General features: G+C 30.1%; 8 protein-coding genes and 2 pseudogenes. 3 read left to right on the top strand and 7 right to left on the bottom strand.

Annotated elements, in window-relative coordinates:
- Positions 1–15 precede the first annotated feature (15 nt).
- Positions 16–1,412: pseudogene (gene cysS / locus AB162_RS00475) on the bottom strand (cysteine--tRNA ligase).
- A gap of 167 nt (positions 1,413–1,579) precedes the next feature.
- Between cysS and purE the strand changes: the two are divergent.
- Both purE and purK read left to right on the top strand, forming a co-directional pair.
- Positions 1,580–2,089: a 5-(carboxyamino)imidazole ribonucleotide mutase gene (gene purE / locus AB162_RS00470; RefSeq protein WP_053096544.1), complete on the top strand. Its 510-nt coding sequence runs from the start codon at positions 1,580–1,582 to the stop codon at positions 2,087–2,089.
- Positions 2,086–3,159, top strand: a complete 1,074-nt coding sequence (gene purK, locus AB162_RS00465) for a 5-(carboxyamino)imidazole ribonucleotide synthase (protein ID WP_053096542.1) — start codon at positions 2,086–2,088, stop codon at positions 3,157–3,159. Before purE ends, purK begins: the two co-directional genes overlap by 4 nt.
- Before the next feature lie 3 nt (positions 3,160–3,162).
- Here purK and adk read toward each other — a convergent pair whose 3' ends face one another.
- From adk to dnaX, 4 genes and pseudogenes are all read right to left on the bottom strand, one after another.
- The gene (gene adk / locus AB162_RS00460) at positions 3,163–3,825 is read right to left on the bottom strand and encodes an adenylate kinase (protein ID WP_053096540.1); all 663 of its coding nucleotides are present in this window, start codon (positions 3,823–3,825) and stop codon (positions 3,163–3,165) included.
- A 25-nt stretch (positions 3,826–3,850) separates the two neighbouring features.
- Positions 3,851–5,776, bottom strand: a complete 1,926-nt coding sequence (htpG, locus tag AB162_RS00455; protein ID WP_053096538.1) for a molecular chaperone HtpG — start codon at positions 5,774–5,776, stop codon at positions 3,851–3,853.
- 249 nt (positions 5,777–6,025) lie between these two features.
- A complete protein-coding gene (locus AB162_RS00450) occupies positions 6,026–6,355 on the bottom strand; it encodes a YbaB/EbfC family nucleoid-associated protein (RefSeq protein WP_053096536.1) in 330 nt (109 codons plus the stop codon).
- A 258-nt stretch (positions 6,356–6,613) separates the two neighbouring features.
- Positions 6,614–7,714: pseudogene (gene dnaX, locus AB162_RS00445) on the bottom strand (DNA polymerase III subunit gamma/tau); the annotation flags it as partial.
- Positions 7,715–7,983: 269 nt separating this feature from the next.
- Here dnaX and polA point away from each other — a divergent pair.
- On the top strand, positions 7,984–10,746 hold the full coding sequence (gene polA / locus AB162_RS00440; protein ID WP_053096533.1) for a DNA polymerase I: 2,763 nt from the start codon (positions 7,984–7,986) through the stop codon (positions 10,744–10,746).
- A 37-nt stretch (positions 10,747–10,783) separates the two neighbouring features.
- Here polA and yihA read toward each other — a convergent pair whose 3' ends face one another.
- Positions 10,784–11,395, bottom strand: a complete 612-nt coding sequence (gene yihA, locus AB162_RS00435) for a ribosome biogenesis GTP-binding protein YihA/YsxC (protein ID WP_053096531.1) — start codon at positions 11,393–11,395, stop codon at positions 10,784–10,786.
- Positions 11,396–11,472: 77 nt separating this feature from the next.
- Entirely contained in the window at positions 11,473–13,575 is a 2,103-nt protein-coding gene (gene recG / locus AB162_RS00430) for an ATP-dependent DNA helicase RecG (protein ID WP_053096529.1), read from the bottom strand.
- Between the last annotated feature and the right edge of the window lie 311 nt (positions 13,576–13,886).

Genomic DNA, 13,886 nt, shown 5'->3' with positions numbered 1-13,886 from the left:
TATAATTAATTTTCGCTACCTATATCTGCGCCAGATAGTAGTACCATTTTTTGTATCCTCTAGTATAATGCCCATAGCATTTAGCTTTTTACGTGCTTGGTCCGCTTTGTCCCATTGACCAATTTTTCTTCCTTGATTCCGTTGCTGAATCAGTTTTTCAATTATTGCTTTATCATTATCAAGATTATAAAAATTCTTCTCATGAAAAAATATTTCTGGATCTAATTCTAATATTCCTAGAATATTTGCTAGATTTCGTAGCGTAGCTGCCATTCCTTGTGCTGCTGCTTTATCAAAATGTTTTTTAAGACGATTTACTTCATGAGCGATATTAAACAATACTGAATAAGCTTCTGGAGTATTAAAATCGTTATTCATAGCTACAGTAAATTGCTGTATAAATTTTTCTCCACCTGATGGTTGGATATTATTATCCGTACCTCTTATGGCTATATACAAGCTTTCAAGTGCGGCCCTAGACTGTATTAGATTTTTTTCGCTATAATGAAGTGGTTTACGATAATGACTAGACATTAGGAAAAAACGGACTGTTTCCGCATCATAACAATTTATAACATCACGTAAAGTCAAAAAATTATTCAATGATTTAGACATTTTTTCTTTTCCAATCATGACCAGACCAGAGTGCATCCAGTAGTTAACGTAAGGACTATTATATGCACAAGTTGACTGTGCAATTTCATTTTCATGATGTGGAAAAATTAAATCTAATCCTCCGCCGTGGATATCAAAATATTTACCTAAATTTTTATAGCTCATAGTAGAGCACTCAATATGCCAACCTGGACGACCGTTACCCCAAGGTGAAGACCAGCTTGGCTCACCATATTTAGATATTTTCCATAGTACAAAATCAATTTTATTAAGTTTTACATCATTTGTTTTAAACTTTGATCCAATTTTTAACTTATCTATATTTTGACGAGATAACATTCCGTAATTATGTGCACTGTGTACTGCAAACATAACATCACCATTAGTAGATACATATGCATATTTATTATTAATTAAATAACTTATTAAGTGAATGATATCTGTTATATACTGTGTAGCTTTTGGTTCGACATTAGGACGTAAAATATTTAGTTTATCTAAATCAATGTACATTTCAGCTATCATTTTATCGGTAAGTTGCTTGATAGTTTCGCCATTTTTAGCAGAACGTTTAATAATTTTATCATCAATATCTGTTATATTTCGTATGTAATTAACTTCATAACCACAATAACGTAAATATCTAGTAACTATGTCAAATACAACAAAGGTACGCCCATGTCCAATATGACATAGGTCATATGCAGTAATACCACATACGTACAAACCTACTTTACCAGTATTAATAGGTATAAATTTTTCTTTTTTCTTGTAAAAGTATTAAAAATATTTAACATAAAAATTCTGTTTTATGATTTTACTTAAAATATAATTTATTTTTATTACTAAAGTAAATTTGTATTCTATACTAATTAAATTAAAATGATTACTTTTTTAAAAGTCAACTACTTATGTCAAATTTATCACATAATTATTAATTAATTTGATAAGGAATTTTAATAGAATGACATCTAATAGTGAATCAGTACAAATAGCTATTGTCATGGGTTCCAAAAGTGACTGGAAAACAATGCAATTTTCAGCAGAAATGCTAATTATGCTAGGTATTTCCTTTGATGTTGAAATTATTTCCGCACATCGTACTCCAGATAAGCTATTTTTATTTGCAGAACAGGCAGCAATCAATGGTTATAAGATTATTATTGCTGGAGCAGGAGGTGCTGCACACCTTCCTGGTATGCTAGCAGCTAAAACTTTATTACCAGTATTAGGAGTGCCAGTACCAAGTACTATGCTAAGCGGAATTGATAGTCTATACTCAATTGTTCAAATGCCTAGCGGGATTCCAGTAGGAACACTGGCTATTGGAAAATCTGGTGCTATTAACGCAGCATTATTTGCTGCGCAAATTATAGCATTAAATGATGCCTCTATTTATGTAAAGCTCAGTAAATGGAGAACACAACAAACTGAAGATATTCTTATTAACTCCGATCCGAGGAAAAAAAATTGAAGTCAGTTGTAGTTCTTGGAAATGGACAATTAGGTAGTATGTTACATCAAGCCGGTGAGCAATTAGGGATTTCTGTTTTTCCAATAAGCGTAGACACTACTAAGCCAGTAGAATCAATATTATTTCATAACAGTGTTATTACTGCAGAAATAGAAAGATGGCCAGATAATGAAATTACTAGAAAATTAGCTAACAATAATAATTTTATTAATATTAAATTATTTAATATTCTATCAGATAGATTAAAGCAAAAAAAATTGCTTAATAAACTAAATTTAGCAACAGCACCTTGGAAACAACTACACAATATTAAGCAATTGCAAGACATTTTGGTTTTATTTAACTATTTTGCTATAGTTAAATGTAGATTAGGTGGGTATGACGGACGTGGTCAATGGCAGTTTCGTTCTGGCGAAAAAATAATACTACCGCTTGAATGTTATGGTCAGTGTATTGTAGAAAAAGGTATTGATTTTGACGAAGAAATATCAATATTAGGTGCTAGGAGTACGAATGGTACTATTGTTTTCTATCCATTAACAAAAAATTTTCATCAAAATGGTATATTAAGAGTTTGTGTTGTTTTTCCATATCAATATAATACTTTACAAAAAAATGCTGAAAAAATGCTAGGTTTAATTTTAAACAAACTAAATTATGTTGGCGTAATGGCTATGGAGTGTTTTCTAATAGGAAATAATTTACTTATCAATGAATTAGCACCGCGTGTACATAATAGCGGTCATTGGACACAAAATGGTGCATCAATTAGTCAATTTGAACTACATTTACGTGCTATTATTAATTTACCGCTACCAACACCTATTATTACAGCACCATCAGTAATGATTAACATCATAGGTACAGATATAAATAATAATTGGTTGTATGATCCATTAGTGAATCTACATTGGTATGATAAAAAAGTACGTCCTGGACGTAAGGTCGGTCACATAAATATTTGTCATCCTGATCATGATAGACTAAATAAAAGTTTACAGTACCTTCAGCAACACTTACCAGTTGAATATAAGTTGGGAATTGATTGGGCTATAAAACAGTTAGGATAATTATTAATTATCAATTCCTCCAATAATATTAACTATTTCTCTACTTACCTCACTAATATTACGTTGTGCGTTTATAGAAAAAAAACTAGTAGAATTTATTGTTTTATTTTTTTTACTACTATAGTGCTTTATTAGTAGTTCGGTCTGTTGAGCGTATTCTGCTAGACGTTGGCGTACTATTTCTTCCTTATCATCTTTACGTATAGTTAGAACTTCACCAGTCACATCATCTATATTATCTTTTTTTGGAGGATTAAATTTAATGTGATAAACACGGCCAGAAGGTTCATGAACCCTACGACCAATAATACGGTTAATGATAATATCATCAGAAATAATTAAAGCAAGCACGATATCTACTTGTATTCCAGCTACTTTCATTGCTTCAGCTTGAGTAATAGTACGGGGAAAACCATCTAATAAAAAACCATTACTACAGTCTTTATGTCTAATTCTTTCTTTTACTAACTTAATTACTAAGTTATCAGTTACTAGTTTTCCTGCATCCAGAATAACTTTAACTTGTTTTCCTAATGCAGTGTTTTTATGAACCGCAGCACGTAACATAGCTCCTGTTGAAATATGCGGAATACCGTATTTTTTCATAATAAATGTTGCTTGAGTACCTTTACCAGAACCAGGAGCTCCTAGTAAAATAATACGCATTAATGAATTTCCTTACTTAGTTAAACTAAGTAGTAGTTGTTATATTGGTTAATAAATTATTAATACGCCGCACAAATTTATTAGGATCTTCTAAAGTTCCACACTCAATAAATAGAGCTTGATCAAATAGTAGTTCTACCCATTCATTAAATATTTTATTATCATTAATATTTGCTGCAAGTTTAACTAGTTTATGTTCTGGATTAATTTCAAAAATATACTTTATTTCAGGTTTCATATGGCCTGCTGCTACGATCAGTTTAGCCATCTGAGTTGTCATATCGTTAGATTCTATGGTAACAATAGCTGGTGTATCAGTTAAACGATTTGTTAATCGTACTTCTTTAATTCTGTTACCCAAATAACTTTGGACACGATTAATAAATGGCTCCCAAGCTTTTTTTTCTATTTCTTTATTTTCAGCTACATTTTCCTGAGAAATATTATCTAAGTTGAGATCAGCTTTACTTACTAACTGGAATAACTTTCCGTTAAATTCTGTTAGATAGTTCATCATCCATCCATCAATACGATCAAATAGTAATAAAACTTCTATTCCTTTTTTTTGTAATAATTCTATATGTGGGCTACTTTTTGCTGCAGCGTAACTATCTGCACTAATGTAGTAAATCTTATCCTGCTTTTCAAGCATTCTACTAATATACTCATCTAGTGATACTGTTTGTTGATCACTATTACAATAAGTAGATGCAAAACGAAGTAGTTTTGCTATTATTGAAATATTTGATGGATCTTCAGCTGGTCCTTCTTTTATAACTATGCCAAAATTTTTCCAGAAAGAATTGTACTTTTCTTTATTTTTTGCTAATTTTTCTATCATAGATAGAATACGTTTAATAATAGCACTTTTTAAGCTTTGCGTGATTCTACTATTTTGTAGTATTTCACGCGAAATATTCAGTGGTAAATCGTTTGAATCTATTATCCCTTTTATAAAACGTAGATAGTTAGGTAGAAAATATTCTGCGTCATCCATTATAAGCACACGCTTAACGTATAGTTTTAGACCATATTTATAATCTCTATTCCAAATACCCCAAGGGGCATCAGCTGGGATATAAAGTAAGCAAGTATAATCTTGCTTCCCTTCAATACGATTATGGCTCCATATTAGTGGTTCGTTAACATTATGGGAAATATGCCTGTAAAAATTTTTATATTCTTCATTACTTATATCAGATTTATTACGAGTCCAAAGTGCATTAGCTTGATTAATGGTTTCCCAGTTACCGATGACGACATCTTTTTTATCTTCATTGTTATCTGCTTTATTTTTTGTATCTTGATTAATATTAGTTAACATCTCAATCGGTAGGCTAATATGATCAGAGTACTTACTAATAATATTTTTTATTCTTAATTCATTTAGAAATTCTTCTTCACCTTTACGTAGATACAAGGTAATTTCTGTTCCACGCTCAGGTCTATTAATAGATGCTATGGTATAATCACCTTCACCAGTAGATTCCCAATATACTCCTTGATCATAAGTAGTACCTGCAGCACGAGTGCTTACTATTACTTTTTCAGCTACTATAAATGCAGAATAAAAGCCAACACCGAATTGGCCAATCAACTGGTTATCTTTAACATTATCTGTACTCATAGAGTTAAGAAAAGCTTTAGTACCAGATTTCGCAATAGTACCTAGATTATCTATTACCTCATTACGCTGCATTCCTATACCATTATCGATCAGCGTAATAGTACGTTTGTCTTTATCAAATAATATGCGCACACGTAGTTCACCATTTCCTTCATATAGGTCAGGTTGTTCTAAAGCACGAAAACGTAATTTATCTGCAGCATCTGAAGCATTTGAAATTAGTTCACGCAAAAAAATTTCTTTATTTGAATAAAGGGAATTAATCATTAGATTAAGTAACTGCTTTACTTCTGATTGAAATCCTCTTGTTTCTTTTTCTTTCATACTAATAATAACCTCTATTATCTATACTTAAATAGATAGGTGCAAATCAGGTAATTATGAATTAATGGGGATCAGTGAATAATCTTTCAAGCAGATTCTTACAAAGAATAGTAGATTTTATCTCAAAACTAATATGTAGCATAAAAACTAACTAGCAAATAGTAGCAATTTCCGCCCATGTTACTTATTGGGCGGTATATAATCAATACTATTGGCTTATAGTAAGTTAAATTTATTAAAGCCTTAAACTTAAAATGGTAAATTAAAACCAAACGGAAGCGACATGCTGCTAGAAACTAATGTCATTTTTTCTTTTTGTATTTCTGAAATACGACGAGTCGCATCGTTGAATGCAGCAGCAATCAAATCTTCTAACATATCTTTATCATCATCTAGTAAACTTTTATCTACTTTTATGCCACGACAATTATGGTTTCCATTTATTGTTACTTGCACTAGACCAGCACCTGACTCTCCAATAACTTCTATTTTAGCTATTTCTTCTTGTATTTTTTGCATTTGGTCCTGCATTTGTTGTGCTTGCTTCATCAGATCATTAATTCCATCTTTATTAAACATTATTTAATCTCTCTATGTAGAATAATAATTAATATATGCCGATAAACATTAGTATCAATCCAGTAATTTATATTAGATAGGCTTGGATTTGCTGGATAATTTTTTAGATTGATTGAATTTATATTCATTTAATACGGCATAGACAAAATTTGTAGTCGTATGCTTATTGTTTTATTTTAATAAGTCGTTACTTGTCAAACATTAATAATTTTTTTATCAATTATTATTGATATATGCAGCCGAAAATGATGTTTGGTTTATTGATACAGGGTGAAAAGCTAGCGCACGCAACATAGTCATTTCTACCCCCATTCGCTGATCTGGCGCATAAGGTAGTTCTTTGCGACCAATTAGAATAATTTGATAAAATAGTTGTATATCTTCTGGTGAAATCATTTTTGTTAAATTAAGTATATTAGGTATAAGTTTATTATTAAGATAATCATCATAGTATTTTGTCTCAGGGACTATCTGAGCTAAAGCAATACGATGTAGAATAGATAATATATCGACTAATAAATTGTCCCAGTTAATACCTAGTTCTGCACATTTAGCTAGCTGTTTCATCATATTTGAACCATTTTTATTTACTAATGCTTCTATTAATGCTAATGATTGTTCTGTATTAATAGTACCAAGCATTACACTAACAGCTTCTACACTTACTATCCCTTGACCAATAGCAATAGCTTTATCAGTAATACTTAGTGCATCACGCATACTACCATATGCTGCACGTGCTATTAGTTTTAATGCACGCTGTTCGGTATTAATTTTTTCAGCAGTTAATATTTTACTTAACTGGTTACATATTTGGTTAATATTAAGAGTAGTTAGATGAAATTGTAGACATCTTGACAAAATAGTAAGAGGTATCTTTTGTGGATCAGTAGTAGCTAGCAGAAATTTAATATGTGCAAGAGGCTCTTCTAGAGTTTTTAGCAGCGCATTAAAACTATGTCTAGATAACATATGTACTTCGTCGATTAGGTATATTTTGAAACGACCGTTTGTGGGGACATACTGTATATGATCTAAAATTTCACGAGTATCTTCTACCTTGCTGCTTGAGGCAGCATCTATCTCAATGAAATCAACAAAACAATTATTTGTAATTTCACGGCAACTTTTACACTCACTACATGGAATAGTAGTTATCCCTTTTTCACAATTTAAACATTTAGCTAGTAAGCGTGCAATAGTTGTTTTACCTACTCCGCGAGTACCAGATAATAGATATGAATGATGAATTCTTCCTAACACCAAACTATTAGTCAGCGCAGTAATAACATGTTCTTGACCGACGACTTCAGAAAAGTTTTGTGGACGCCACTTACGTGCAAGTACCTGATAGCTCATAATTTAAAAATAAAAATAACCTTTTTATGTAAAATATATCAATTATTAGTTATTAGTAACTAACTAGTTAGGACTGTTCAAGTCTAGCATTTACAGTATACTGCTTATATATAAGCAGTAACAAAATAATTTATTTTATAAATCATATAATTTATTTAAATTAATTATTTTATAAAATATATAAATATAAATATAGTACCTGACTAGGGTCATTGAAATAAAATTTATTTAACACAAAATAACTAATTATATGGTATATAGTATTATATATGGTAAACAATAATTTACTTTTAATCGATGGTTCATTCTATCTTTACCGTGCTTATCATGCTTTTCCACAGCTAACTAATAAATATGGTGAACCTACTGGTGCAATTTACGGTATGATAAATATGTTAAATAAACTATTATTACAATACCATACTAACAAAATAGCAGTTATTTTTGATGATCAAAGTTTAACATTTCGTCATAAATTATATAAAGATTATAAAAAAAACCGTACTATAATGCCACATAATCTATATTGTCAGATTAACCCTTTATATGAAATTATTAAAGCTATGGGATTACCAATACTTATGGTGCAAGGTGTAGAATCTGATGATGTGATTGGCACCTTAGCGAAGGAAGCTGCGTACTCTGGTAGTAATGTTTTAATTAGTACTGGCGACAAAGATATGGCACAGTTAGTTTCAAATCAAATTAATTTAATTAACACAATATCTAATACCATCTTAGGACCCAAAGAAGTAAAACATAAATTTGGTGTACCACCAGAATTGATCATTGATTATTTAGCACTAATGGGCGATAAGTCAGATAATATTCCTGGAGTTCCTGGTATAGGAAAAAAAACAGCTAAAGTACTAATCAACAAGCTAGGTGGAATAAATATATTATTTAATAATTTAAATCAAATTATCAATTTAAGCCTACGTGGTAAACGTAATATAGTAGCTAAACTGGAACAAAATCGTGATATAGCATTTCTTTCTTATAAATTAGCTACTATTAATACTAATGTTAAACTAGATATTAATTATCATCAACTAATGTTAAAAGAACATAATTATGAAAAACTAATTTTACTTTTTAAGATTTATGAATTTAATCTATTGATGCTCCAATTAAAATTAGGTAAATGGCGATGGCTAAAAAAAACAGCCACTACAGTAGTTATCAATTCTAGTAATCCTATGCTTATTAAGCACCACTGTGAACTTACTGAAAAACTATCAAAACAATACTATAAAGTTATTTATCAAATTACTGAATTAAAGCAGTTGATAGCTGATATTCGTAGCGCCGGATTTTTTTCATTCGATATCACAACGGATGTAAAAGATATTTACACAGCTAACTTAGTTGGTTTCTGTTTCGCAATTAGTTCTGGTAAGGCTGCTTACCTACCGGTAGGACATAATTATTGTAATGCACCAAATCAACTAAGTGTTGCGCAAGTACTATATTTTATTAAAAAAATTTTTGAAGATGTCACTATAGTAAAAATAGGCTATAACTTAAAATTTAATTACCTAATATTAAAATTTAATAATATAAATTTAGCTGGGAGTATATTTGATATTATGCTAGAGTCCTATGTGCTCAATAGTGTATCTTGTAAGCATAATATAGAAAGTTTAGCAAATTATTATCTAAATTATAATACAGTGAGATTAAATACAATATTAGGAATAGGGCGTAATAAACTAAAATTTAACAAAATTTCTATACAAATAGCAGCAAATTATGCTAACGAATATACTGATATTATGTTACGTTTACATAATCTTCTTTGGCCATGCATAGAAGCAATTCCTGATTTAAAAAAAATATTCAACATAATAGAAATACCTTTATTATTAGTACTAGCACGTATTGAGAGTACTGGCGTTATGATTGATGAAAATCTTCTAGCTAACTACTCAATAGATGTTAATCATCGATTATATGAATTAAAGGTAGCTGCATATAAACTAGCAAAAGAGTACTTTAATATATCTTCTACTAAGCAGCTAATCACTATATTATATGATAAACATAAACTACCGGTACTTAAGAAAACTCCTAGCGGTGTACCTTCTACTAATGAAGAGGTACTTAGAGCTCTTGCTAAAGAATATAAGTTACCTAAAATAATTTTAGATTATCGCTGCCTAGCTAAGCTAAAATCAAATTATCTTGATAAGCTACCGTTACTAATTAATCAAAAGTCTAAAAGATTACATACATCTTATAATCAAGAAAAAACTGCTACAGGACGTCTTTCTTCCAGTAGTCCTAATCTACAGAACATCCCAGTACGCTACGAAGTAGGTAGATTGATTCGCAGGGCTTTTATTGCACAACCAAATTTTTTTATTGTGGTCGCAGATTATTCACAGATTGAACTACGAATACTAGCGCATTTATCTCGTGATATGTGCCTGTCACATGCATTTTATATTGGACAAGATATTCATCTTGCTACAGCAGCAGAAATATTTAACATATCTATAGATGATGTAACTACAGATCAACGTAGTCGTGCTAAAACTATTAACTTTGGACTAATTTATGGTATGAGTTCTTTTGGTCTAGCGAGAAAATTATCTGTGCCTATTTCAGAAGCAGAAAAGTATATTAAATTTTACTTTGCCCGATATCCATATGTACGGCAGTATATGGATACTGTTGTTCAACAAGCTAAAGAACAAGGATATGTTTCTACTATTTACGGTAGGAGGCTATATCTACCAGAAATCAATAAAAAAAGTACTGAACGTGCTGCAATTAATGCTCCTATGCAAGGGACATCAGCTGATATTATTAAGATAGCGATGATAGCTATAGATAAATGGTTACAGCAAGAAGCACCACAGGTTTGTATGATTATGCAGGTACACGATGAGCTTGTATTTGAAGTACATAAAAATATAATAATAAGTGCTACTAATAGTATTAGAAAGATTATGGAAGGTTGTGTGTCGCTTGATATCCCTTTAAAAGTAGATATAAGAGTAGGTAAAAACTGGGATGAAGTTAGTTAAATTTAATTTAACTTTAAATTAATGTTATGAATAACTATTAATTTTCAATAGAAAACCAACTATCTAATTTTTCCCTTAGTATATTTATTCCTAGCTTATTTAATGAAGAAAAAACTTCTACTTGTACATCACCTTTTAAAGGTATTAAATTATTTTTAATATCATTCAATTTTTTTTTACGTAAACAGTAATTAATTTTATCTGCTTTAGTTAAAAGCAATAATACTGGCATCTGTTTTTTTACTGCTAAGTTTAATATTTTTTTATCTAAATTTTTCATAGAGTAACGAATATCTATGAGAAGGACTATTCCCCTTAGACTATCTCTTTTTTTTAAATATTCCCTGAGCTCATGCTGCAACTTATTTTTAACATTTATAGGTATTTTAGCATACCCATAACCTGGTAAGTCAACAATACGAAAACCAGGCTGAATTTCAAATAAATTAATTAGTTTAGTACTACCTGGTGTTTTACTAGTTCTAGCTAAGTTTTTATGATTTGTAAGAATATTAATAGCACTTGACTTACCAACATTAGAATAACCAGTAAATGCTATTTCAATACCATGATCATAAGATAATTTACTTATACAAGGAGCACTAAGTACGAAACGGGTTTGATAGTAGTTAAAATCTTTTAACAAAATAAGTCCTTTTAATAAATTATTTATCTATACCATAGAGATAATATAATATATATATATAAGTTAAGAGTAGCATCGTGTTATGCATATGTATAATGATAAGTAAAATTATTATTTTGCGGCATCCAACGTTGAATTAGTGCCTGTGCTATATTAGGAAAGTTGGTATGAATATCATGTACTATAGGTTGTACTTCTGATATTATCTCTTTATCTCTAGGTAGTTCTGCGAATCTAAATTGATTTTTACCTGTCTGACGAGTTCCAAAAAATTGACCATAACCTCTTATTTTGAGATCATGTTTAGCAATAGTAAAACCATCTGAGCTATCTCTTAGTGCCTTAAGTTTTAACTTAGATTTTTCACTTAGCGGGGGTTTATAAATCATAACGCAATGAGAATTAACAGCGCCACGACCTACTCGACCGCGTAGCTGATGTAATTGCGCTAAACCCAGACGTTCTGGATTATCAATAATAATCATACTAGCATTTGGAACATCTATACCGACTTCTATTACTGTGGTCGATACTAGTAATTGTATTTTTCCACTTTGAAATAAATTTAAATAATATTTTTTTTCATTTGCTTCCATACGTCCATGTACTAAACCTATATTTAATTCAGGCAGAGCAATACGTAATTCATCCAAAGTATCTTTTACTGAATGTAAATCATTAAATTCTGATTTATTAATTATGGTACATACCCAATAAACTTGACGTTTATCTTGTAAACATGCTTGTTTCAAACGTTTTATAATTTCTACACGACGATTATTTGCTACTACAATCGTAGTAACAGGGGTACGTCCTGGGGGTAGTTCATTCAGAACTGAAGTATTTATATTGACATTAGCTGTCATAGCTAATGTACGTGGGATCGGCGTTGCTGTCATAATTAATTGGTGCGGTTTAATGCCATTTTTTATTCCTTTTTTCCATAAATTTAGTCTTTGATTTACACCAAATCTTTGCTGTTCATCAATAATTACTAGCGCAAGTTTAGCAAATTTTACTTGTTTCTGAAATATAGCATGAGTTCCAATAATCATTGCTACATTACCAGATGCTATAGCTTCTAGCTGCGAATTTCTTATTTTTAATTGCTGTTTACCAGTAAGCCAACTTACATGAATACCCAATGGGGTAAACCAATTACTAAAATTATGCAAATGCTGTTCAGCTAGTAGCTCAGTTGGCGTCATCATTGCCACTTGACTGTTATTACTAATAGCACGTAATGCAGCTAGCGCTGCTACCAGTGTTTTGCCAGAACCTACATCTCCTTGTACTAATCGCATCATAGGAATATTACTTTCTAGATCTTGATAAATATCTGCTATAACTCTTTTTTGAGCAGCAGTAAGTGAAAATGGTAACGATGAAATAAAACGATTTATCAGATATGTGTGATTACTTAATGGTAATGCTATGGATTCTTGTACTACTTTTCTTGCTGCTAATATACTTAAATCATAAGCTATTAATTCTTCTAAAATTAGCCTTTTTTGTGCAGTATGACGAAAACTTTCTAACTCTGTTATTGAAATATTAGTCGGTGGTCTATGTAGCTTATGTAACGCATCTGATAAGCTGATTAATTCACTACTTAACTTAGGTGGTAATAATTCTGCTACTTGTGTAGTAGCTAGTACATTCAGCGCTTTCTCAGTAATATAACGTAATTTATCCTGACCTAATCCTGCAGTAGTAAGATATATTGGGGTAAGTGATTGATTCAATATAATTCTACATTTATCATCTTGTATATAGTATTTAGGATTAATCATATTAACTCCAATTTTACTTCTATTTATTTCGCCGTAGGCGATTACCAATTTTCCAGGAGATAAACTTTTTTTAATTGATATATTAAAATTGAAAAATAATAGTGTAATTACACCACTATTATCTTGCAAACGACAGCTCAGTATATGTTTATTGCTTAAGGTAATATAAATCTTATTATCTAATATTTTACCTTGTATTGTTACTAACATACCATTCGGTGCATTGATAATAGGATAAAGTTTAGTTCTATCTTCATAACTGATAGGTAAATGCAAAAGTACATCTTGTAAATTATCTAGTCCTAACTTAGCTAATTTAGCTATTAATTTTGGACCTACTCCGGATAGTTTGTTTATTGGTATAGTCCTTAATTTACAATATCCGGTCATATTATAGATCCACTCCTGTTCTAATTTATTTAGTTATAACACTATATATTATTTAACAATATACAACATACAACACTTTGAATTAAAATTATTAAATAATGTCAAATTTTTAGTTTAAATTTAGTTTAAATATTTTTTAAAAAATAGTATAAAAATACTTAAATCAATATTTGTTTAACCAGTAAGTAATATTTTTTTAAAATTTTTAATTTTTATTCTGTAATTAAATATAGTGATAATTTTTACCTAGTTTTTTATATTATAAAATAATATTAAGAATTTAATTGCATACAATTAATGCTATTAGCTAC

It is taken from the genome of Candidatus Palibaumannia cicadellinicola (assembly GCF_001269425.1).
Lineage (GTDB): Bacteria > Pseudomonadota > Gammaproteobacteria > Enterobacterales > Enterobacteriaceae > Baumannia > Baumannia cicadellinicola_A.
This window is presented reverse-complemented; position numbering and strand designations above follow the sequence as displayed.